Genomic DNA, 21,150 nt, shown 5'->3' with positions numbered 1-21,150 from the left:
CGCAATTTAAATTGCGGTATTTTTCTCTCAGCGCTTGATCAAAAGTGTGAGCGGTGATTATTTTAAAATCTCTAAGAGTTCCACATCAAAAATAAGTGTACTGTTTGGCTCAATGGCATCACCTGAGCCAATTTGACCGTAGGCCAATGCAGCAGGAATGAAGAAGCGGTATTTGGCACCGACTTTCATTAGTTGTAAACCTTCTGTCCAGCCCTGAATGACTTGACTCACCTGAAATTCAGCAGCCTGATCACGAGCAATGGAGCTGTCAAATACCGTACCATCAATTAAACGACCTTCATAATGCACTTTAACGGTAGAGGTGGCTTTGGGGGATTTGCCCGAACCCGCTTGTAATACTTGATATTGCAGTCCAGATTTGGTGACTTGGACACCTGCTTTTTTGGCATTTGAGTTTAAAAAGGCTTCTCCAATTTTGGCATTGCTATCGGCTACTTTTTTAAGCTCCATCAGTTGTTTGGCTTCGGCCTGCTTTTTGAATTGAGTCAGCACGCGTGCCATTTCTTCATCACTTAAACTAGCAGTTTGGTCTCGAGTTGCCGTTTCTAAGCCAGCAATAAAGGCTTCGATATCAATATCTTTTAAGGTTTCCGCATTACTGCGCCCCATTAAATAACCAAAGCTATAACCGACCTGATCTGCAACAGGACTTTTATTAGTTACGGTTTTGGCAAAACTGCCATTGCTGAGCAGTGCGATACACACAAGGGCAAGGTGTTTTTTCATTCTTTACGTCCTAAGACCATACAGGAGAGCCAAGCTCTCCTGAAAGGGTGATGTTGTTATTTCACTTCAATCAGTTCAACATCAAAAATTAAAGTGCTGTTGGCAGGAATCATGCCGGGTACACCTTGTTCGCCGTAGCCCAGTTTTGATGGAATATACAACGTAGCTTTACCACCTTCTTTCATCAGCTGTAAACCTTCAGTCCAGCCGGTAATGACTTGATTCAGAGGGAATTCAATTGGCTCACCACGTTGCACTGAGCTGTCAAATACTTTGCCATCGACCAGTTTACCCGTGTAGTGCACTTTCACCACAGAGCTTGCTGTTGGCTGTTTGCCTGTACCTTCTTTAACGACTTGGTACTGTAAGCCAGATGCTGTAGTTTGTACGCCTGCTTTTTTACCATTTTCAGTTAAGAATGAATCACTGGCAGTTTGGGCAGCTTGTGCTTGAGTCGCTTGTTTTTGTTGCAACTCTTGCTGGAACTGTTCATAGGCTTTTTGTAGTTCTTCTTCGGTATAAGCAGGTTGTTTACGCGCATGACCTTCACGTACACCTGTTACAAAGCTGTTGATGTCCAGCTCTGGTGGGGTTTGATGTGCCACTTCATAACCCAAAGCGTAGCTGATTTTTTCAACGGCTGAGGCATTTGCAGACGCCTTAGAAGTCGCAACCGCAGGGTTTTGAGAGGCATAATAAACAGGAACAAGTGCAGCACCGCCTAAAATTACAGCAACAGCGATGGGTAAGGCTTTACTCATAGGTTTTCTCAAATTCATTTTATAGTTAAAAAAGCAGCATTCATCTTAGCAGACTTTTTTACAGACTTTTCTATTTTGATACCTGCGTTGAAGTAGGTATCGATTCAACGTTTTAATATATGCTGCTTACGCAGTTTATTCTATAACAGACTGAATATCTAAAACATTTTTTATACATAAATCTTATCAATTCAGGATTCGCTGTGAGCAATTTAAGAAAATTCTGATTTAGTTTGAGCTGCAGGTAAATTTTTATTGTAATCGTAAAATGATTAAGACAGCGTTCTGTGGGCTTGTCGTCCAATAATTGGATTAACCTTCGGTTCGACCCACTTTTACGAAATATACTCTCATTCGGTAAAATGAAAAGTTGAAAGCATCGCAAGAAAACCATCTTGCGATGCTGTGCTATTACCACTTATTTATTCGCCATATTAGAACTATTCATCCACAGTTGACTTGCGCTGCAAACAAAGCAGTGCTTGTTTTTGCTCAGGTTGTGGATGACACTTCCGAGTATCCTCATGTGATCTAGGTTTTTAGATGAGCGGTTTTACCTAAATAAAGAGAGACATAAATATATTTGACTATCCTGATTTAACTTAAAAATCAGTCAAAGTCGGCCTTTAACACCACCCGATAGCGAACCTTGCCTTGATGCAAATGTTCAATGGCCTGATTGATCTGTGACATTGGAAAAACTTCGACTTGCGGGGCAATCTGTTTGCGTGCTGCAAATTGTAGTAATTGACGCAGAGCTTTTGGTGAACCTGTTGAAGACCCCGTCACTGATTTTGCACCACCAATCAAGCTGCCTGCCTTAATAGGCATGGGTTCCAGCGCTAAACCTAGCATGTGAATAGTGCCATGCGGTGCCAGCGTACTTAAATAAGCATTCCAGTCCAAGCTTACGTTTACCGTACTTAAAATCAGGTCAAACTTGCCACGTTGGGTTTTAAGCGCAGCAGCATCACGGCTGTTCACGACATGGTCTGCACCCATAGCCAATAATTCTGCAGTTTTGTCTGGATTGGAGCTCAACGCTGTAATTTCACAGCCCCATGCTTTTAATAATTTGATGGCGATATGCCCCAAACCGCCAATACCAATCACAGCAACATGATGTACTGCCTGAATTTGATGTTTCAAGATCGGATCAAATACGGTAATTCCACCACAGAGCAAAGGCCCTGCACTGACAGGATCGACCTCATCGGGTAATGGAATGACCCACTGCCAACCTGCACGGACTTTATCGGCAAAACCACCTGCATGTCCCACAATGGTTGCGGTGGTGCCATTGCTGCACAGCACTTGTTCGCCTGCAATACAGGCATCGCAGTGTTGGCAACTGTCTGCAGTCCAGCCAATGCCTACACGTTGCCCCATGGTTAAGCCTTTGGCTTCACTGCCCAATTGAGTAATCGTGCCAATAATTTCATGTCCTGCCACCACAGGATATACTGAGGAATGCCAGTCATTTTGAATGACTGAAAGATCGGAATGGCATAAGCCACAATATTCGACTTTGACTTCTACCTGATGCGCCTGCAGTTCACCCGCATCAAATTGATAGGCTTGCAGGGCTTCACCTGCCTGCATTGCGGCATAGGCTCGAATGGTATTACTCATATTGCACCGTCCTTGTCATAAGGCTGACTGTATTGATTGGTGATCTTGCTATTATGGGTTGAGCAGTTTTGAATACTAAAGCTTGGATGTTGCTTTAAGATGTTGTTTTAAAGTGACAGTGATTTTCATGATCATCGACCATGCCTACAGCTTGCATAAAAGCATAGCAGGTGGTCGGGCCTACAAATTTAAAACCATTTTTCTTTAGGGCTTTCGACATGGCAACACTGGCGTCGGTTTGTGCAGGTGCAAGACGATAGTCAGGCACATCATTCCTAAAAGGTTGTTGAGCGACAAAATCCCAAATCCAAGTCACGACGTTTATATCGGCGTCTTTTAGTTTCTGCCATGCCCGTGCGTTGTCACGAATCGCTTGTAATTTACCTCGATGTCGAATCAATCCAGCATCTTGTAATTTAAGTGCGATATCGTCATCACTGAGGGCTGCAATTTCAGCAATGCTGTATTGGAAAAAATGCTGACGATACGCTTCACGTTTTTTTAATACAGTAATCCAAGACAAGCCCGCTTGCTGTCCTTCTAAACACAGCATTTCAAATAAATGCGCTTCGGTAAATACAGCTCGTCCCCACTCTAAATCATGATAGGCAATATAGAGCGGATCATCGGAACACCAGCCACAGCGCTGTATCGTCATGGGTCATGCTCCTTGTTGAATAGATAGCTGAATATATATAAATGGGAAGGACTTAAAGCTGAAAAGCTGCCCATTGGTTGTTTTGGTTATCCCAGTAATATAGTTCTGCCTGTTGCAGATCGTGAAAGGAAATCCAGTTGTCTTTACCGACTTTATCTGAATAACCTGTGCTGATGAGCAGGGCATCTTCAGTAATTTCCATGACCCAGCCTTGGTGGACTTGTCCTGTCAACACAATTTTTTGTTGATTGCCAGATTCTGCAAATTCCACCAATCGATTTATCAAGGCTTCAGACATGAAATGTTCCTAACAAAATTAACGTAAATAAGGATAAGGGTTGACTGCGCCGCGTCCTTTACCATTTAAATAAAGTCCGTAATGCAAATGTGCGGCAGTGTGTCGGGCGTTGCCTGTATTGCCGACATAGCCAATATGCGTTCCTGCCTTGACATAATCGCCCACGTTTAAACCGCGTTTGTGTCCATCTAAGTGTGCATAATAATGCCAAGTGCCTGCAGGCCCTAATATCCAAATTACTTTACCACCTAAGCGATTATCGCGTAAGTCTGCAATTAAACCTTCTGTGGCGCTATACACTTTGCTGCCTTTCGGAGCAATGATGTCGATGCCTTCATGTAAACGTCCGCGACTACGAGATGCGCCCCAAGTGTCATTCAATTGATTCGCTTTAATGCCCTGTACTGGAATGGGTAAGCGGTTTTTTAAACTCATTTGATTGAGTTTTTGCACCAAGGCAGGCGGGAGTGGGGAGCTGGGACGTTTCGGTGTAGAACTACAGGCCGCAATCAATAAAGTGAAGAGTGATAGGCTTAAAACAGCAATCCATCGAAACATAAGACATCCTTGTAATGGCAGTGAAAAGCAAAAATTTCATTCATCACGATGCTTGACTATGTCACAGATTGATTGCCGAGATCAATTTTTTCATGGCGGTTGGAATGCCTAAATCGCTGGCGTGTTGCGGACTATGCCATTCTCCATTCAGTTCAATTGCCAAGTGTTCTTTTAAATCAGCATCGATCTGAAAACAAAGAGCTTCAAGCTGCCAAGTGAAATGGGTAAAGCTATGCGAAATCTGTGCACGTTGCTTTACGTGTTTAAGGTGCAAGCTTTGACACAGTTGTTCAAAAGCTTTTGCATCTTCAATGACAGGCAAGCACCAGAGTCCACCCCAAAGTCCTGTATTGGGACGTTGTTGCCACAACCATTGATCAGCACATTGCAGCACCAAGACGTGTGCAGCTTTAACAGGCACAGCTTTTTTTGGTTTTTTAAAGGGCAATTCCTGTTCTAAACCTTGTTGATGTGCTTTGCAGTGCTGTTGCATCGGGCAATATAAGCACAGTGGTTTTTTGGGGGTACAAATGGTGGCACCCAAATCCATAATAGCTTGTGTATAGTCGTGATTACGCACATCGGGGCAGAGTTGTTCTGCCAGTTGCCACATGGCACGTTCATGCACAGGTTTAGATAAATCGTCTTCAATAGCAAAAAAACGTGCCAACACCCGTTTGACGTTGCCATCCATAATCACGCCGTATTGGCGTAAACCCAGCGACATCATGGCACCGCCCGTAGAGCGACCAATGCCCGGCAAAGCCATCCACTGCTCCAGTGTGTTTGGAAAATATCCTTGTTGAGCCACAATGGCTGCTGCTTTGTGCAAGTTACGGGCGCGGGCGTAATAGCCTAAACCTGCCCAATATGGTGCAACTTCATCCCAAGTTGCGCGTCCTAAATCTTGCACTGTCGGAAAGCGCTGCAAAAAACGTTCAAAATATTGCAATACGGTTTTGACCTGAGTTTGTTGCAGCATGATTTCAGACACCCACACCGCATAAGGATCATCGGCGACTTGCCACGGCAGGTCATGGCGTCCGTGTTGATCGAACCATGTGAGGAGAGCATCGGAAAATGAAAAAGCAGTCATGCGAACCCAGTTTGTAAAGTAGCGGCTTAGTATAGCCAAACTGGCGTGGGAATTACGTGCATAAAAAAAAGAAGATGAGCTTGCATCTTCTTCTTTAGGTTTTGTTTCACTTAGTTTGGGATAAAACGAGTCGTGGTTTAAATTTGACCGCTCATACCCCAACGGTTATCCAATTTTAAGGTCTGACCTTCGTAGCGTGGAATAATGTGGATGTGTAAATGCTCAGATTTGGCATCAAATACATCGCCATCATTAAAACCCACATGGAAACCTGCAGGTTGATGACGCAATTGCAACTCATTGCGCGCCAATTCTAATAAAGACAATAAACTTTTACGTTCTTTGTCTGTAATGTCAAAAAAAGAGCCGACGTGACGTAGCGGAATGATCACGCAATGTCCTTTAGACAGGGCATTGGGTTCAGGTAAAATTACCCCAAATTCATTTTTTGCCAAAACATCATAATCATCAAAATTGCAATAAGGGCATTGCTCAGTCATTGTTATATCCTCTTCTTTAAAATTTTCTTGGCTTGCGTTGAGTATATGCTGCGAAATTTGAACAGCAGATTAATCTGCTAAACGACGATCCAATACTTCATACATGGCAGCTAAACCTTGTTGCTCTGCCGATGCGTTGTAGCCTAAATCGACCCCATTGGCTTTGGCACGTTCATCGGCTTGAGGGTTACTAAAGCCGTGTTTGGCATCTTCAAAAATAATCACTTCATGCTCTACTTGAGCCGCGTGCATTTCTTCACGGAAACTTGCGACGTCGTCTAAAGTTACCATGCTGTCCAGTTCACCATGCAACACCAAAATCTCAGCTTGAACCTGACCTTGTTGTGCGGGGGCTTTCGGGCTGAGGTTGGCGTGGAAGGTCACCACGGCTTTTAATGCTGCGCCAGAACGAGCCAAATCCAGTACAACTTTGCCGCCATAACAGAAACCAATTGCAGCGAGTTTATCGCGATTTACTTCAGGTTGGGCTGCTAAAGTGTCCAAAGCTGCAGACGCACGAGTCACAATTGTGTCGGCATCTGCAAAAGTTTGCATCATCCATTCATTGGCTTGGGCTGCGGTGGTGGTGACTTTTTTATCGCCATACATATCAATCGCTAAGGCTGCAAAACCATGTTCAGCCAATTCACGCGCGCGTTGTTCGGTATATTCGTTACGTCCCCACCATTCAGGTGCGACAATCACCCCCGCGACAGCTTGAGCTGCTTCTGGTGCAGCAAAATAACCGATCAGTTTGCTGCCATCTGCAGCCGTATATTCAATTTCGCGAGTTTTGATTGCTAAAGCCATGTCTTATCCCTTATCGTTTTCAATGCCATGATTAAAGCATAATAATATGGCACGCATTTTTAAAAACAGGGCAAATACTGCCTATAAATGTGAGAAAATATTTTAAAAACGCCCCAATTGCCATCTGTTGCGTAAAAAGCACATATAAAAAAAGAAGGAATCAATCCTTCTTTTTTTAACAAATTTACAAGTCTATAGACGAGATCACTAGACTTTGCCGCGAGAGAGGAAACCAACAATTGCTAAAATCACAGCAATCACCAATAAAATAATGGCAAAGTCTTTGGATAAACCTGCGACACCACCAAAACCAAGTAAACTCGCGATTAACGCAATCACTGCGAAGATTATAGCCCAACGAAACATAATTGTTCTCCATGTGTTTTTATAGCTTCTGGATTTAGTATAGGGGGCTGAACGCAGCACACTGTTTTGTTTTTGTGTATTAAATGTTCAGTTGTTTGAGTTAAGTGTTTGATTCATTTAAAGACTAAACAAAAGCAACAAGTTGAAACAAGGCTGTTATAATGACGCAGTTTTGTTATTTTCTGTGCGCTATGTCTGATCAATTACGACCTGAATTTTGGAAAAACTATCCGCTGAATGCCTTAAATACTGCGGAATGGGAAGCCTTATGCGATGGTTGCGGTTTATGCTGTTTGGTCAAACTAGAAGATGAAGACACGCAAGAAATGGCCTATACCAAAGTGGCGTGCAAGTTACTGGACTGTAACACAGCACGTTGTTCAGATTATGCCAATCGCTTTGACTTTGTGCCCGATTGCATTCAACTTTCCCCCGAAAAACTAGAAAAAATTCACTGGTTGCCGCCAAGTTGTGCCTATCGTCGTTTAAAACAGGGCAAAAATTTGCCATCTTGGCATTACTTAAATACGGGCTCACGCCAAAGTGTGATTAAAGCCAAAAAATCTGCGGCAGGGCGTTGTATTTCAGAACTGGATGTTGCAGAAGAAGACATAGAAGATTACGTGGTGCGTTGGGTGCGTTAATTCATATTGCAGAATAAACCGTGAGTCGCGTTTTAGAGATAAAACGGCACGATTAGAAATACTCCAAAGCTTGAGATCATAGTAGACTAGGTTGAAGTCAAGTAAAGAAATAACAAGATGTCAGAGAGTCATATTCCACTGCCTGAGCGTTTGCGCCCACGCGATTTAGCGCAAATTATTGGTCAAGATCATCTTTTAGGTGAGCAAGCGCCGTTACGCCAAATGATTGATCAGGGGCATTTGCCGTCGATTATTTTCTGGGGGCCACCCGGGGTGGGGAAAACTACCATTGCTTTGCTGTTGGCGCAGGCGGTAGATCGTCCTTTTATCAGCCTTTCTGCATTAAATACTGGGGTCAAAGAGCTGCGTGAAATTATTGCCGAAGGCGGTGATTTGCTCACACCAGTGGTATTTATTGATGAAATTCATCGTTTTAATAAGTCGCAGCAAGATGCTTTATTAAATGCGGTGGAAAAGGGCAAAATCACCTTAATTGGTGCGACCACTGAAAATCCATCTTTTGAAGTCAATAGCGCACTGCTCTCACGTTGTCAGGTCTATACTTTAAAGGCTTTAGACGCCGATTCGATTCAGACTTTGCTCACCCAAGCCATTTTACAAGATCAATTCTTAAAAGACCGTTATATTCAGATTGAAGAATTTGATGCCTTGATTCAGTTTGCTGCAGGCGATGCACGCAAGGCTTTGAATCTATTGGACTTGGTGGCAAGCACCTTTGAACCCGATGTAGAAAATATCATCACCAACGCGATTGTGGTCAAGGTCGCGCAGCAAAACATTGCCCGTTATGACAAGTCGGGCGAGCAACATTATGATTTGGTATCGGCTTTTATTAAGTCAATTCGTGGCAGTGATCCCGATGCCGCATTGTACTGGATGGCACGTATGCTTAAAGGCGGTGAAGATCCGATTTTTATTGCACGTCGTATGCTGATAGCTGCTTCGGAAGATATAGGTAACTCCAACCCGAATGCCTTGTTATTGGCAGGTGAATGTTTCCGCTCGGTACAAGTGTTGGGTATGCCTGAAGCACGGATTATTTTAGGACAATGTGCAGTATATTTGGCGACCAGTGCCAAAAGTAACAGTACTTATTTGGCGATTAACAAAGCCATGAATTTGGCTGAAAAAACCGCCAACTTGCCTGTGCCACTGCATTTGCGTAACGCGCCGACCAAACTGATGAAAGAACAAGGCTATGGGGTAGATTATTTGTATCCACACAATTACCCCGAGCATTTTGTGTTACAAGACTATTTGCCGCCTGAACTGAAAGGCACAAAGTTGTATGAGTCGGCACGTAATAAACGTGAGGTGGAAGGTGAGCGCTTACAACAACGGCGTTGGCAGCAGACACAATCCTAAGCGGTTTGGTACAGCTGAAAAAGATATTTGCAAAAAGTATGGGCAAAAAAAAAGCGCAAGAATCAACTTGAGCTTTTTTTACTTTTGCTTGCAGACTTAAGGTCTGCATTCAAAGGCTTAAAGCGGTTTGATGTTTACAGCATTTGGGCCTTTTTGACCTTGCGCAATGCTGAACTCAACTTGCTGACCTTCGTGTAAAGTCTTGAAGCCTGAGTGTGCGATTTCGCTAAAATGCGCAAACACATCTGGACCAGATTCTGGTTGAATAAAACCAAAGCCTTTAGTTTCGTTAAACCACTTTACCGTGCCTTTCATTGTCGGATTTGACATAGGGAAATATCCTGCTGAATTTTAATATGTTGCAATCTAAAAAAGATTTTGAATAACTTGGAAAAAATGCGACTTAAAATCTGAACAAACGAAGGATTACAAAATAAAACTACGGACTTAGACGATTAAAACGAACTTCATATTTTTCTAGTATGACAACAAGCATACACGGAATTAAAGAATACGCAATTTAAATTCAGATAAATTTAAAAAAGTGGGAAGATCGGGTATTGTGGTTGGGTGTGGTTTTCAAAGATTTATTTTTTTCATTGATTTAATTTAAAACTTGCTTGGTATACAGCAAAATACAAAAACCGAGCAAAGTTGCTCGGTTTGTGCAATACAGCTTTTGAAAATTGAAAAGCTTGAATTAGATATTGTCTAAGTTTATACCTAAACGTGCAGCAACTTCTTCATAAGCTTCAACTACACCGCCTAAACCTTGACGGAAACGGTCTTTGTCGAGTTTTTTCTTGGTGTCTTTGTCCCATAAACGGCAACCGTCTGGAGAGAACTCATCACCTAACACAATACGGTCGTGGAATACGCCAAACTCAAGTTTGAAGTCGACCAAAATCATATTCCCTGCGTCAAACAATGCTTTTAATACATCGTTGACTTGGTAAGTTAATTCTTTCATTTTTGCCAATTGTTCAGCATTCGCCCAACCTAAAGCAATTGCTTGAGATTCGTTTACCATTGGGTCGCCAAGAGCGTCATCTTTAAAGAACAATTCAAAGGTTGGTGGAGTCAGTTCTTTACCTTCTTCTACACCTAAACGACGGCAGAGTGAACCTGCAGCGTAGTTACGAATAACACACTCTACAGGAATCATGTCTAACTTTTTCACCAATACTTCTGTTGGTGTAAGTAGTTTTTCAAAGTGAGTTTCGATACCCGCTTCAGCCAATTTTTCCATGATAAAGGCGTTAAAACGGTTGTTCACCTTACCTTTACGATCTAGTTGTTCGATTTTTTCGCCATTGAACGCAGAGGCATCATCACGAAAGACTAAAATCAGGTGGTCTGCACTGTCTGTGGTATAAACAGATTTTGCTTTACCAGTATAGAGCAAGGTTTGTTTTAACATGAGGGAACCTTTTTCAAAAAAAATGCCTAGTACGGCTAGGCTGGCCAATTTTGGTAAATCTGGGCCAACAGATCTGCAGCTTTTTCTTGATCTGCAAAGCTGTTATCGGCATTGAATACGGCTAGGTTGTTGCTCGAACCGACAGAGGTCAATCTTAAGACATAAATCTGTTGATCGACCTTAATGGTTGCCTCGTAACGGTTCTTACTTTGACCAACAATGCTGTAATTCAGACTGCTGAGGGTGGCAAGTGTGTATTGCCAAATTGTAGCAGAATTTCCATCAATTTTGAGCAACGGATTTTGGTTTCCGTCAACTACAGGTTGAGGACGCCCAATTTGCGTACTGTCTTGAACGGTGTTGCTGCTGGCTTGCATGGCTTCAGGACGTGGCATCGCAAAACGGTTGCCACGTGCATTTTCAAGCTTAGGTGCATTTGCCGTTGCTAAAGGGTCAACACTTGGTGCAGGATACAATGGTGTTGCAGGTCGAACCACAGAACCTTCTGGATATTGAAGTGGTGCTAAAGAAGCGGCGTCTTTATAGTCCAAGGAACCATTATTGATGGCAAGAGAACTACAACCAGCCAAACTCAATACTGAAAGTGCAGCGATAAAACCAAAACGTAATTGCATCATACTAAGCTCTTTTATTGAATGACACCCGCAGCCTGAAGGGCTTCGCGTAACGGTGCACGATATTGTTCTGCAAGCGGAGTTAATGGTAGGCGAATTCCTGTACCAATTAATCCCATTTCATGAAGTGCCCATTTCACAGGAATTGGGTTCGATTCACAAAATAGAATATTGTGTAAATTTGCAATCGTACTGTTTTGTTGCTCTGCAGCTACAGCATCACCTGCAATTGCAGCCGCGCAAACTTGGCTCATGGCTTTTGGTGCAACATTAGCAGTTACAGAAATATTGCCTTTAGCACCATGTAGCATCAATTGATATGCCGTAGCGTCATCACCTGAGTACACCACCATGTTTTTGCCTGCCAAGCCAGCCAGTAATTGCTGACCACGTGGCACATCGCCCGTTGCATCTTTTACACCCACAATATTATGGATGTCAGCGAGACGGATAACCGTTTCATTGGACATATCTACACCAGTACGACCTGGAACATTATATAAAATGATAGGTAAATCAACTGCTTCTGCAATTGCTTTATAGTGCTCGTATAAGCCTTGCTGGGTTGGCTTATTATAATAAGGCGTTACCAATAAAGCTGCATCTGCGCCTAGGTGTTGCGCTTCTTTGGTGAGTTCGATGGCTTCATGCGTTGAGTTTGCACCAGTACCAGCAATGACAGGAATACGCTTATTTGCGACGCGAATAATTTCTGCGATTACTTTGGTGTGCTCTTCCATACTTAAGGTCGATGCTTCACCTGTTGTACCCACAGCAACAATACTGTTGGTTCCTTGTTCTATGTGCCACTCAACCAGCTTCTCGAGACCTTTCCAATCTACGCTGCCATCTTCTAACATTGGGGTGACAATTGCGACAATTGAGCCTTGAATGGTCTGTGCTTGCTGAGTCATTTTTTAAAAAGATCCTATTTTTCCATCCACAGAGGTGTAGAAAAGTAGATGTGGATGGTTGCAGTATTTTGATTTGGGGCAAAATTCAATCAAATTGATTAAATAATGCTTAGCCAAATTATGACTGATTCAGTGTGTCAGAACAATATGCTTTCGTCAAAGCAATCATAAACTTTGTTTAATTTAGTATTTTAGGATCAGTTGCTTGTTCTTTAAAATGAAAATAATGATCATCTCTTTAGTGCCCAAATTTTTACCCGTATAGCGCAACGGTCACCAGTGATTTATTAGCCTTAAGTGGGAATACTACGATACTGAACAGCAGATTTTTTATATAACTAAGGCTCAATTCAGAGCTTATAGCGCTTATATCTGAGAATTTTATTGGGAATATTTTGTTTTTTTAAATGATAGGAACGCAGCTGAATGATTGTTTTTGGCTATATTTTGCTACGTCATTTATTTAGATGGTTTATTGTCATTTATTGTGATTCCCTTGATGATGTGGTTATTGCTACGTCGTATTCCAACTGTTTAAAAGAATGAGAACAGTTGAAAGACCCATAGCCTGAATATGCAGGCTATTTTTTTGTATTTTGATTGCTGATTTTTTTGCAAAAACAATTGAATGAATTGTGACAAGTACTGTCGCAAAGCTGCTTATTTCACTGGGTGGTAATGACGCAAGCAGGGTATAATAAGACCTAAAAAACAGTAAAGATAAGAGCATTATTTGAAGCAGAAAAAATTAATCGCAGAATTTCAGTTGAATCAACAGCAGTTTTCGCTGTATCTGATTGAATATGAATTTATTTTAGAATTGAAACGCCATTTTCGGGTAACACGGACTTCTCCAAAACAAAATGCATGGCTGGCATTTGCCGATCAAGCCACTTATGAAGATGTTAACGCAGGTATTGATGCCTTTCAGGTGATGCGTTTAACTCGACAGCATTTGGTCAATTATTTAACTCGGCATTCACTGCCTTATTTTTATTTTCATGCTGCGACTGCACGCAAAGCCAAAATCTATCCACGTTTTGTACGGCAATTATTGTTACAGCTACCGAACTATCAACATTGTGCTGAACACAATTCTTTTTATTTTTATCAAAGTGAAACCACTCAGACTTAAATTTCAGCTATGCTGAAGGTCGCATTTAGGATGAGAAAGGAAACAGCATGCAGCAGCTGAATAGCGCCTTGATTGTGGTCGATGTGCAAAATGGTTTTTGTCCAGGAGGTAATTTGGCGGTTGCAGATGCCGATAAAATTATTCCCTGCATTAATGCGCTTGGGCGTGTGTTTCAAAACATTGTGATCACCCAAGACTGGCATCCTGCAACGCATGTGTCCTTTGCTGCTAATCATGCAGGCAAACAGGACTATGCGCAGATTCAACTCAGTTATGGTGAGCAAGTGTTGTGGCCTGTGCATTGTGTACAGGGCACACTTGATGCCGAATTACACCCAGACCTAGATTTACCTACAGCACAATTGATTATTCGCAAAGGTTTCCACGAGCAAATAGACAGCTATTCTGCCTTTATGGAAGCAGACCGTAAAACCACCACAGGTTTGGCGGCCTATTTAAAAGCCCGTGAAATTGATACAGTTTATATTGTGGGCATAGCTACCGACTTTTGTGTGGCGTGGACAGCGATAGATGCCTGTGAGTTGGGTTTTAGTACCTACGTGATTGAAGATGCCACCAAAGCGATTGATTTAAATGGCTCTTTAGAACAAGCATGGCAACAGATGTTGGCACATGGGGTACAGCGAGTGCAGAGTCAGCACTTACTTGGCTAAAAGTAGATAATAGACTAATTGTGAAAAGGAAGGGTTATACCTTCCTTTTTTGCTATTAAATAAATTGAATTTAGAATAAACTAAATAAAAATCATGTTTTTATATTAACCTTATCCTAGCGAAATATTCTGCAATTAAGTGTGGCTGTAACATGATTGTCATAATCTCTACCTACCATGCCTTGCACAGAGGCGAAATAAGCAGACTGTCTTAAAAACAGCATAGAGAAGATATGGAACACTTTCAGCATTCATCTGATACTTATTTTAACCGTGAACTCTCTTTAATTGAGTTTAACCGTCGGGTTTTGGCGCAGGCTTTAGACCCGGAGTTACCTATTTTAGAGCGACTCAACTTTCTGATTATTTTTTCACGCAATTTAGATGAGTTTTTTGAAATTCGTGTTGCAGGTTTGATGAAGCAACTCGATTTGAATGCCATTACCCGTACCCCAGATGCCATTCCGACTGAACAGGTCTTGGCAGAGTTGTCTGATAAAGTGCATCAGGCGGTGAAGCAGCAATATGACACGTTAAACTATGCCATTTTGCCGCAGTTGCAAAGTTTAGGGATTCACTTTATTCAATATCATGACATTTTGGATAAACATAAAGCGTGGATTGCCGATTATTTTGCGCGTCAGGTACAGCCTGTTTTAACGCCAATCAGCCTTGACCCATCGCATCCATTTCCACGTTTGGTCAATAAAAGCCTTAATTTTATTGTCAGCTTACAAGGCAAAGATGCCTTTGGCCGTGAAATTGAAATGGCGATTGTGCCTGCGCCACGCTCCTTGCCACGTTTAATCAATTTGCCAAAAGAAGTGGCAGGCAGTGCAACAGAACACATTTTCCTGACTGCGATTATTCAGCAACATATCAATGATCTGTTCCCAGGCATGAAAGCCACAGGTTGCTATGCGTTTCGGGTGACCCGCAATGCCGACCTGATTTTGGCTGAAGATGTCGATGATTTGGCAGTCGCCTTAAAAGATGAATTATCTTCACGTCGTTTTGGGCGTGCAGTACGTTTAGAAATTGAAGATGATTGCCCGCAAGAAATTATTGATTATTTGCTCAGAGAGTTTGATTTAGATGAACAGCAGCTATATCGGATTAGCGGGCCGATTAATCTGTCGCGTCTGACCAGTAGTTTTGACCGACCTGAATTGAAATATCCCCCTTTTGCACCTGTGATTCCTAAAATATTTCGAAAGCAAAAGCCGATGTTTGAGATTTTGAAAAAGCAGGATGTGTTACTGCATCATCCATTTGACTCTTTTCAGCCCGTGATTAATTTACTCAAAGAGGCGGCTAAAGATCCAAATGTGTTGGCGATTAAGCAAACGCTGTATCGCAGTGGCCCAGATTCTGAAATTGTGCAGGTACTTGCAGAGGCCGCGCGTAATGGCAAAGAAGTCACTGCCGTGATTGAGCTACGCGCACGTTTTGATGAAGAATCTAATATTATGGTTGCTAATGTCTTACAAGAGGCAGGTGCTGTGGTGGTGTATGGCATTGTGGGTTATAAAACCCACGCCAAAATGATTTTGATTGTGCGTCGTGAGCAAGACCAGTTGGTGCGCTATGTGCATTTGGGCACAGGCAACTATCACGCAGGCAATGCGCGGATGTACACCGACTACGGTTTAATGACCACACATCCTGATATTTGTGAAGATGTGCATCGGGTGTTTCAGGAGCTCACAGGTATGGGCAGATCGGCAAAATTAAAAAACTTGCTGCATGCACCATTTACCTTACACAGTGAATTGCTCAAACTGATTGAACAAGAAATCGGGTTTGCACAAGCAGGCAAAGCTGGCCGAATTATCATTAAAGTCAATGCATTGACTGAGCCACAGTTAATTACGGCTTTGTACCGCGCTTCACAGGCAGGGGTACAGGTCGATTTAATTATCCGCTCAATTTGTTGTTTGATTCCAAAAGTGAAAGGTATGTCCGAGCGTATTCATGTTCGTTCGATTGTAGGGCGTTTTTTGGAACATACCCGCGTGTATTATTTTGAGCATGGGGGTGCGAAAAAATTGTACTGCGCCAGCGCAGACTGGATGGGACGCAACTTATTTTCACGGGTGGAAACCTGCTTCCCTATTTTGGATGAGAAAATTAAACAGCGTATTGTGAAAGATGGCTTGCTGAGTTATTTGCATGACAATCAAAATGCGTGGGAGCTTCAAGCCAATGGTGAATGGCAGAAAGCTGCTGTGGTGGGGCAGGCTGCGGTACACAATGCGCAAATGTATTTGGTCGAGCAAAAGCAGCTGAATGTGTAAATTTGGCTGTAGTGAATGGATGTGATCTCGCATCTACGAATATAAAAAAACCTGAGTATGTGCGCATACTCAGGTTTTTATGTTTTTCAAAGCATCGAACGGATTATTTTAAGAGGCTTTTGAATGTTTACCTTTTAGAATTTCAGTTCGCAAGCTTTGCGCTAACTCAGCCGATTGGCTGTCCATACCATTGACCATAAAGGCGTGGCGCATCAGCACATTGGTCGGATTTGGCATACTTACCAATTCATAATGCGTAGACAGTTCATCCAGCAATTCTTTTGGTAGATGCACTGCATTTTCACGGGCAGATAATTGATGCACCAAGCGCTGTGCCGCCTGCACCGCAGATAACTGCATGGCTTCGACGGCGGTAGATAAACCACTACGAGTTTGCAAAACAAAACGTTTTTCTTCGCGGTAACGTTTATACAGCACTTCAGACAATAATTGGAACACCGTGCCAATCATTGCCATACAGGCTGCTGCATTTGGTGTATTGGCTGCAATACTCAGTGTTGCACCATCTTCATTGAATGGCTCTACCGTTTGAATATCGGAACGGTTTAATTTGTAGTGTTGTACACAAAGTTCAACACTTTTGTTCAGGAAAATCTGACATAAGCTAAAATAAGGCACAGACACACTTTGCGTGACCGTGTCTAATAATTGTTTCGGGTCATAAAACTGAATATTCAGCGCAATGTTGTTCTGATCTTGGCTTTGCTCAATGGCTTTTTTTGCTTTAGGCGAAATCACAGGTTTAGGTTGTTGCTGTGCCTGCGCAAGTGCCAAAGCAGTCTGATGTTTTTCTTGCTCAAGGGCTTGCGTCAATAATTGTAATTCGTGTTTGAGGCGGGATTCATTATTAATGCGTGCCAAATATTCACTACGGCTAGGACGGGCAATCGCGCGATAAGCCAACCATAACAAGGCATGAACCAGTAATGATAAAAGTGTGGCTAGCCATTGAGTACGCAGAATTTCACCAATACTTGGCTGAATTAAAGTAATTTCAATAGTGCCGACTTTCTTTTCATTCACCAGTGCATCACGTACAAAAACTTCGCCCTGACGGGTACGTGATTGTCCACCTGTGGCCAAGACCTGATTTTTCGCATCTAAAATGCGAATAGAAGCAATGCTTGGATTGGTGGCATAGCGATTCACCAACAAGGCCAGCGATACCGTATTGGCAGGTTCCAGCTCAGAAAGGCTGTCGGTGACCAGTTGGCTGGTCATTAACTGCCCCTGATTGGCGCGGTTTTCATTCAATTGGTGTGTTGTTGCAAGCACCAATAAAAAGGTGTGAAAAGCAAAACTTACAATCAATAGGCTAGCAAATAGCCCTTGTCTAGGCGCATTCAAGGTAAAACTTCCAAGGCATTTATATTCAATTTAGATTATGATTCTCACAATAGTTGTAGCTCAGACCCGAGTCAATTCATGCGAGAAATCATTCTTATATCATTTTTAGGACCTGACCAACCTAATCAGTTTACTCGATTAATGCAGGTATTGTCCGCTCATTCCTTACAAATCTTAGATGTTGGCCAAGCCGTTATTCATAATCAACTGACTTTAGGTATTGTTGTTGCATCAGAAGACCAGACTGCAACTGCTTTAGCCATGAAGGAGATTCTGATTTTAGCACATGATATTGGCTTAACTGTGCGTTTTAAACCAATCTCTGCAACTGAATATGAGCAATGGGTCAAAGAAGGCGGCCGCACTCGCTATATCGTGACTGCACTGGCGCCAGAGCTGAATGCCTCACATTTACAGGCGGTCACGCATATTGTATCTAGCCAAGGTTTTAACATTGAAACCGTGACTCGTTTGTCGGGTCGTCCACAGCTTAATGCAGCCGAAGACGAACCTAAACGTGCCTGTATTCAGTTTGGATTAAGTGGGCAAATGCTAGATGCAGTGGCTATGCGTGCTGCGTGTTTAAGCCTGTCGAATGAACTGAGTGTGGATGTCGCAGTACAAGAAGACAACGCTTACCGTCGTAACCGCCGTTTGGTGTGTTTTGACATGGACTCGACGCTCATTGAACAAGAAGTGATTGATGAGTTGGCGATTGAGGCAGGTGTGGGCGATCAGGTGGCGGAAATTACCGAACGTGCCATGCAAGGTGAACTAGATTTTCAGCAAAGTTTCCGCGCACGCGTAGCATTACTTAAAGGTTTAGACGCTGCTGTGCTGCCTAAAATTGCCGAACGTCTGACCGTGACCGAAGGTGCAGAACGCCTGATTTCAACCCTGAAATCCTTAGGTTATCGCACCGCAATTTTGTCGGGTGGTTTCCAGTATTTCGCAGAATATCTACAGGAAAAACTCGGGATTGATGAAGTGCATGCCAACATTCTAGATGTAGAAAATGGTGTGGTCACAGGCGAAGTAAAAGGTCACATTGTAGATGGCGCGCGTAAGGCGTTATTGCTACGCGAACTGGCAGACAAAATGGGGATATCGTTGGAACAAGCCATTGCGGTGGGCGATGGTGCGAACGACTTACCAATGCTTTCTATTGCAGGTTTAGGTGTGGCATTCCGTGCTAAACCATTGGTACGCCAAAACGCAAATCAAGCCATTTCAAGTGTGGGCTTAGATGGCGTGCTGTACTTATTGGGCGTGCATGACAAAGATTTGAATCGTGCCTAATATGACAATTCAATGAAAAAAACGCAGCAGTCATGCTGCGTTTTTTGTTTGTATAATCAGCAAATAACGATGAACGGTAAAAAAATCTTATCAATAAAAACTGCAACAGCACCGAATGAAAAAAATATTCTTTAAGGAAAAAAATAAGGTGTTTTTTTGTAATGACACGCGAATAAAGAGCTAGCTTAGCTTCCCGAAAACTACAAAATTTTAAAAATGTAATGACAATATAATATTGCGACAAGGTGTGTCGCTTTATAAAAATACAAGTCTTTTTTTATCTAGAAAACGCAGCATAATGCATTCATAGAATTTAAATCGACATCCATTATTTATTTAAACGGTATTTGAAGTTGCAAACCGAATCAAACAGAGGCTGCATCTTTAGACGGAGGTTTTTATGCTAACAGCGAATTTAGCGACCATTGTAGGCTTAAGCCTCGTCGCAGCTGCGTTGATTGCTGTTTTCTTTTCGCCTTATCGTCGCTGGTTAAACTTTATGTTGGCAGGTATGGTGTTTTGGGGGTTATTGGAAGTGGTGCGCTACAGTGTGCAACGCGTATTTGAACTGCCAATTACCTACAGTTACTTGTCGGCAATTTTCTTGGCGATGGCTTTGGTGACTTTATTATTATTACGAGAAGATCGTCGGGCAGAGCGTGCTTTGGCAAAACGTCGCTATATCGAACATACCCCCGTGTATGAAGACGATCAGCAGCAGTGCTCAAGCCGCTAAATCGTACAGACTAAATTCAAAAACTTTAAAAAAGATGCAACTGGCTTGCATCTTTTTTGCTTTATCCGAACGGCAGTTTGCGCCATCCAAACAGCAACAAAATTTTAAACCCTGCTAAAGATTGTTATACAAAGCCTTGCAGCAAAAAGCAGGAGATGTGATAGGATGAGTTTATTCATTATCCAACAATTACAATAGGCTTCTCGGTCATGAAACTTTCTGCAATTCCTGTGATCAAACTTCCTTTGGTTGATGTCAGTACCGATCCACTTGACCTGCTTGTGGCAGGATTGGCATTGCGTATGAAGCAGCTGGCACGTACCAGTCCAAAATTTATTGAGTTAGTGCATGAGCGTCAGTTCCGCATTCAGATTGGCACTGATTTAGGCCTGGCGCGTCAAATTATTGTCAACAATGGACATATTGACACTGTGGCAGGCGATGCAGAAAAAGCGGATTTTATTTTGCAGTTTGCAGACAGCGAGCAAGGCGTAAAAACCTTAATGAAAGGCGATCCAACTGCGTTTATGACCGGCATGCAAAACGGCAGCATTAAAATGGAAGGTGATTTTGGCTTATTGGTGTGGTTTAACCAAGTAGCGAAATTGATTCCACCGAAACTGCCAAAACCTGTAAAAGAAAAAATTAAAATGGCACGCCAGTTTATTCAACAAAAAACGGGCAAATAAGTTATTTAGCCATCAAAAAACCTCTGATCAATTTTTGACAGAGGTTTTTTTTTATGTGATTTACTCGACTTCCAAACAAAAAGTCACAGGCCCATCGTTTACCAGATGCACTTTCATATCGGCAGCGAAAATACCAGTTTCCACCTTGTCAAACTGACTTTTGGCATAGTCTACCAATTGTTCATACAGTGCTTTGGCATCGTTAGGTGGCATCGCAGGGCCAAAATCAGGGCGCAGGCCTTTTTGGGTTTGTGCCATGAGGGTAAATTGTGAAACCAATAGCACACTGCCGTTGGCCTGACTGACATTCCAACCCATTTTGCCTTGTTCATCATCAAAAAAACGATATTTCAAAATTTTATCAATCAGCTTTTTACCTTTCTCAAAATTATCGTCTTTGCCTAAGCCCAAAAACACCAAAATACCCTGTTGAATCTCGCCAGTGATTTCACCATCGACCAAGACTTTGGCTTCAAGAACTCGTTGTAATAATGCACGCATGGGGGACTAACTTTCTCAGTGTGGGGA

The 21,150-nt window shown here is 42.5% G+C and carries 24 protein-coding genes; 8 read left to right on the top strand and 16 right to left on the bottom strand.

Going from position 1 to position 21,150, the window contains the following annotated elements; translation table 11 throughout:
• Positions 1 to 57: 57 nt before the first annotated feature.
• The 10 genes from L6C30_RS05970 to L6C30_RS05925 all read right to left on the bottom strand — a co-directional run bounded on the left by L6C30_RS05970 (position 58) and on the right by L6C30_RS05925 (position 7,426).
• A complete protein-coding gene (locus L6C30_RS05970; protein ID WP_019838047.1) occupies positions 58 to 747 on the bottom strand; it encodes an FKBP-type peptidyl-prolyl cis-trans isomerase in 690 nt (229 codons plus the stop codon).
• Between the two features lie 56 nt (positions 748 to 803).
• Entirely contained in the window at positions 804 to 1,508 is a 705-nt protein-coding gene (locus L6C30_RS05965) for an FKBP-type peptidyl-prolyl cis-trans isomerase (protein ID WP_236162567.1), read from the bottom strand.
• A 609-nt stretch (positions 1,509 to 2,117) separates the two neighbouring features.
• Positions 2,118 to 3,140, bottom strand: coding sequence for an NAD(P)-dependent alcohol dehydrogenase (locus L6C30_RS05960; RefSeq protein WP_236162566.1), 1,023 nt, complete (start codon positions 3,138 to 3,140; stop codon positions 2,118 to 2,120).
• Positions 3,141 to 3,234: 94 nt separating this feature from the next.
• Complete coding sequence (locus tag L6C30_RS05955; RefSeq protein WP_236162565.1) at positions 3,235 to 3,798, bottom strand: DNA-3-methyladenine glycosylase I; 564 nt, start codon at positions 3,796 to 3,798, stop codon at positions 3,235 to 3,237.
• A gap of 52 nt (positions 3,799 to 3,850) precedes the next feature.
• Positions 3,851 to 4,096: a hypothetical protein gene (locus L6C30_RS05950; protein ID WP_096902478.1), complete on the bottom strand. Its 246-nt coding sequence runs from the start codon at positions 4,094 to 4,096 to the stop codon at positions 3,851 to 3,853.
• Between the two features lie 18 nt (positions 4,097 to 4,114).
• Positions 4,115 to 4,654, bottom strand: coding sequence for a M23 family metallopeptidase (locus L6C30_RS05945; RefSeq protein ID WP_230245570.1), 540 nt, complete (start codon positions 4,652 to 4,654; stop codon positions 4,115 to 4,117).
• A 61-nt stretch (positions 4,655 to 4,715) separates the two neighbouring features.
• Complete coding sequence (gene mutY / locus L6C30_RS05940) at positions 4,716 to 5,750, bottom strand: A/G-specific adenine glycosylase (RefSeq protein WP_236162564.1); 1,035 nt, start codon at positions 5,748 to 5,750, stop codon at positions 4,716 to 4,718.
• A 137-nt stretch (positions 5,751 to 5,887) separates the two neighbouring features.
• A complete protein-coding gene (locus tag L6C30_RS05935) occupies positions 5,888 to 6,250 on the bottom strand; it encodes an HIT family protein (RefSeq protein ID WP_070155794.1) in 363 nt (120 codons plus the stop codon).
• 69 nt (positions 6,251 to 6,319) lie between these two features.
• Entirely contained in the window at positions 6,320 to 7,060 is a 741-nt protein-coding gene (locus tag L6C30_RS05930) for a dienelactone hydrolase family protein (protein ID WP_070155796.1), read from the bottom strand.
• Positions 7,061 to 7,267: 207 nt separating this feature from the next.
• The gene (locus L6C30_RS05925; RefSeq protein ID WP_004647174.1) at positions 7,268 to 7,426 is read right to left on the bottom strand and encodes a DUF1328 domain-containing protein; all 159 of its coding nucleotides are present in this window, start codon (positions 7,424 to 7,426) and stop codon (positions 7,268 to 7,270) included.
• Positions 7,427 to 7,617: 191 nt separating this feature from the next.
• On the opposite strand from L6C30_RS05925, the gene L6C30_RS05920 reads away from it, so the two are divergent.
• Positions 7,618 to 8,070, top strand: a complete 453-nt coding sequence (locus L6C30_RS05920) for a YcgN family cysteine cluster protein (protein WP_019838055.1) — start codon at positions 7,618 to 7,620, stop codon at positions 8,068 to 8,070.
• A 117-nt stretch (positions 8,071 to 8,187) separates the two neighbouring features.
• Positions 8,188 to 9,456 (top strand): replication-associated recombination protein A, encoded by a 1,269-nt coding sequence (locus tag L6C30_RS05915; RefSeq protein ID WP_019838056.1) that lies wholly within the window; start codon positions 8,188 to 8,190, stop codon positions 9,454 to 9,456.
• 117 nt (positions 9,457 to 9,573) lie between these two features.
• Here L6C30_RS05915 and L6C30_RS05910 read toward each other — a convergent pair whose 3' ends face one another.
• The 4 genes from L6C30_RS05910 to dapA form a co-directional block, all read right to left on the bottom strand.
• Positions 9,574 to 9,786 (bottom strand): cold-shock protein, encoded by a 213-nt coding sequence (locus L6C30_RS05910; RefSeq protein WP_004974113.1) that lies wholly within the window; start codon positions 9,784 to 9,786, stop codon positions 9,574 to 9,576.
• Positions 9,787 to 10,156: 370 nt separating this feature from the next.
• Positions 10,157 to 10,876 (bottom strand): phosphoribosylaminoimidazolesuccinocarboxamide synthase, encoded by a 720-nt coding sequence (gene purC / locus L6C30_RS05905; protein WP_019838058.1) that lies wholly within the window; start codon positions 10,874 to 10,876, stop codon positions 10,157 to 10,159.
• 35 nt (positions 10,877 to 10,911) lie between these two features.
• Positions 10,912 to 11,511 carry a hypothetical protein gene (locus L6C30_RS05900; RefSeq protein WP_026438229.1) on the bottom strand — a complete coding sequence of 200 codons (600 nt, stop codon included), beginning with the start codon at positions 11,509 to 11,511 and terminating at the stop codon, positions 10,912 to 10,914.
• 14 nt (positions 11,512 to 11,525) lie between these two features.
• Positions 11,526 to 12,425 (bottom strand): 4-hydroxy-tetrahydrodipicolinate synthase, encoded by a 900-nt coding sequence (dapA, locus tag L6C30_RS05895; protein WP_019838060.1) that lies wholly within the window; start codon positions 12,423 to 12,425, stop codon positions 11,526 to 11,528.
• A gap of 733 nt (positions 12,426 to 13,158) precedes the next feature.
• Between dapA and L6C30_RS05890 the strand changes: the two genes are divergently transcribed.
• From L6C30_RS05890 to ppk1, 3 genes are all read left to right on the top strand, one after another.
• Positions 13,159 to 13,560, top strand: coding sequence for a hypothetical protein (locus L6C30_RS05890; protein ID WP_019838061.1), 402 nt, complete (start codon positions 13,159 to 13,161; stop codon positions 13,558 to 13,560).
• A 47-nt stretch (positions 13,561 to 13,607) separates the two neighbouring features.
• Positions 13,608 to 14,234, top strand: a complete 627-nt coding sequence (pncA, locus tag L6C30_RS05885) for a bifunctional nicotinamidase/pyrazinamidase (protein ID WP_070155798.1) — start codon at positions 13,608 to 13,610, stop codon at positions 14,232 to 14,234.
• 232 nt (positions 14,235 to 14,466) lie between these two features.
• Complete coding sequence (ppk1, locus tag L6C30_RS05880) at positions 14,467 to 16,530, top strand: polyphosphate kinase 1 (RefSeq protein WP_070155800.1); 2,064 nt, start codon at positions 14,467 to 14,469, stop codon at positions 16,528 to 16,530.
• A 108-nt stretch (positions 16,531 to 16,638) separates the two neighbouring features.
• Here ppk1 and L6C30_RS05875 read toward each other — a convergent pair whose 3' ends face one another.
• Complete coding sequence (locus L6C30_RS05875; protein ID WP_236162563.1) at positions 16,639 to 17,898, bottom strand: hypothetical protein; 1,260 nt, start codon at positions 17,896 to 17,898, stop codon at positions 16,639 to 16,641.
• 78 nt (positions 17,899 to 17,976) lie between these two features.
• Between L6C30_RS05875 and serB the strand changes: the two genes are divergently transcribed.
• The 3 genes from serB (at position 17,977) to L6C30_RS05860 (ending at position 20,622) form a co-directional block, all read left to right on the top strand.
• The gene (serB, locus tag L6C30_RS05870; protein ID WP_236094232.1) at positions 17,977 to 19,197 is read left to right on the top strand and encodes a phosphoserine phosphatase SerB; all 1,221 of its coding nucleotides are present in this window, start codon (positions 17,977 to 17,979) and stop codon (positions 19,195 to 19,197) included.
• Between the two features lie 400 nt (positions 19,198 to 19,597).
• Positions 19,598 to 19,933, top strand: coding sequence for a ciprofloxacin tolerance protein AciT (gene aciT, locus L6C30_RS05865; protein ID WP_236094230.1), 336 nt, complete (start codon positions 19,598 to 19,600; stop codon positions 19,931 to 19,933).
• A gap of 209 nt (positions 19,934 to 20,142) precedes the next feature.
• A complete protein-coding gene (locus L6C30_RS05860) occupies positions 20,143 to 20,622 on the top strand; it encodes an SCP-2 sterol transfer family protein (RefSeq protein WP_236094229.1) in 480 nt (159 codons plus the stop codon).
• A gap of 60 nt (positions 20,623 to 20,682) precedes the next feature.
• On the opposite strand, the gene dtd is transcribed toward L6C30_RS05860, so the two are convergent.
• Positions 20,683 to 21,123: a D-aminoacyl-tRNA deacylase gene (gene dtd / locus L6C30_RS05855; protein ID WP_019838069.1), complete on the bottom strand. Its 441-nt coding sequence runs from the start codon at positions 21,121 to 21,123 to the stop codon at positions 20,683 to 20,685.
• Positions 21,124 to 21,150: the final 27 nt, after the last annotated feature.

This window comes from Acinetobacter sp. KAM396, assembly GCF_021602765.1.
GTDB classification, from domain to species: Bacteria; Pseudomonadota; Gammaproteobacteria; order Pseudomonadales; family Moraxellaceae; genus Acinetobacter; species Acinetobacter towneri_A.
The sequence above is the reverse complement of the archived record's forward strand: the minus strand, read 5'-3'. Positions and strand labels throughout refer to the sequence as shown.

Excerpts from the sequence above, each read along its gene's own strand:
- L6C30_RS05915 (WP_019838056.1), top strand. The coding sequence starts at position 8,188 with ATGTCAGAGAGTCATATTCCACTGCCTGAGCGTTTGCGCCCACGCGAT.
- aciT (WP_236094230.1), top strand. The coding sequence starts at position 19,598 with ATGCTAACAGCGAATTTAGCGACCATTGTAGGCTTAAGCCTCGTCGCA.
- L6C30_RS05920 (WP_019838055.1), top strand. The coding sequence starts at position 7,618 with ATGTCTGATCAATTACGACCTGAATTTTGGAAAAACTATCCGCTGAAT.
- mutY (WP_236162564.1), bottom strand. The coding sequence starts at position 5,750 with ATGACTGCTTTTTCATTTTCCGATGCTCTCCTCACATGGTTCGATCAA.
- L6C30_RS05935 (WP_070155794.1), bottom strand. The coding sequence starts at position 6,250 with ATGACTGAGCAATGCCCTTATTGCAATTTTGATGATTATGATGTTTTG.
- ppk1 (WP_070155800.1), top strand. The coding sequence starts at position 14,467 with ATGGAACACTTTCAGCATTCATCTGATACTTATTTTAACCGTGAACTC.
- L6C30_RS05900 (WP_026438229.1), bottom strand. The coding sequence starts at position 11,511 with ATGCAATTACGTTTTGGTTTTATCGCTGCACTTTCAGTATTGAGTTTG.
- L6C30_RS05945 (WP_230245570.1), bottom strand. The coding sequence starts at position 4,654 with ATGTTTCGATGGATTGCTGTTTTAAGCCTATCACTCTTCACTTTATTG.
- L6C30_RS05955 (WP_236162565.1), bottom strand. The coding sequence starts at position 3,798 with ATGACGATACAGCGCTGTGGCTGGTGTTCCGATGATCCGCTCTATATT.
- serB (WP_236094232.1), top strand. The coding sequence starts at position 17,977 with ATGCGAGAAATCATTCTTATATCATTTTTAGGACCTGACCAACCTAAT.
- L6C30_RS05965 (WP_236162567.1), bottom strand. The coding sequence starts at position 1,508 with ATGAGTAAAGCCTTACCCATCGCTGTTGCTGTAATTTTAGGCGGTGCT.
- L6C30_RS05960 (WP_236162566.1), bottom strand. The coding sequence starts at position 3,140 with ATGAGTAATACCATTCGAGCCTATGCCGCAATGCAGGCAGGTGAAGCC.
- purC (WP_019838058.1), bottom strand. The coding sequence starts at position 10,876 with ATGTTAAAACAAACCTTGCTCTATACTGGTAAAGCAAAATCTGTTTAT.
- L6C30_RS05910 (WP_004974113.1), bottom strand. The coding sequence starts at position 9,786 with ATGTCAAATCCGACAATGAAAGGCACGGTAAAGTGGTTTAACGAAACT.
- dapA (WP_019838060.1), bottom strand. The coding sequence starts at position 12,425 with ATGACTCAGCAAGCACAGACCATTCAAGGCTCAATTGTCGCAATTGTC.
- dtd (WP_019838069.1), bottom strand. The coding sequence starts at position 21,123 with ATGCGTGCATTATTACAACGAGTTCTTGAAGCCAAAGTCTTGGTCGAT.
- L6C30_RS05970 (WP_019838047.1), bottom strand. The coding sequence starts at position 747 with ATGAAAAAACACCTTGCCCTTGTGTGTATCGCACTGCTCAGCAATGGC.
- pncA (WP_070155798.1), top strand. The coding sequence starts at position 13,608 with ATGCAGCAGCTGAATAGCGCCTTGATTGTGGTCGATGTGCAAAATGGT.
- L6C30_RS05950 (WP_096902478.1), bottom strand. The coding sequence starts at position 4,096 with ATGTCTGAAGCCTTGATAAATCGATTGGTGGAATTTGCAGAATCTGGC.
- L6C30_RS05860 (WP_236094229.1), top strand. The coding sequence starts at position 20,143 with ATGAAACTTTCTGCAATTCCTGTGATCAAACTTCCTTTGGTTGATGTC.
- L6C30_RS05930 (WP_070155796.1), bottom strand. The coding sequence starts at position 7,060 with ATGGCTTTAGCAATCAAAACTCGCGAAATTGAATATACGGCTGCAGAT.
- L6C30_RS05925 (WP_004647174.1), bottom strand. The coding sequence starts at position 7,426 with ATGTTTCGTTGGGCTATAATCTTCGCAGTGATTGCGTTAATCGCGAGT.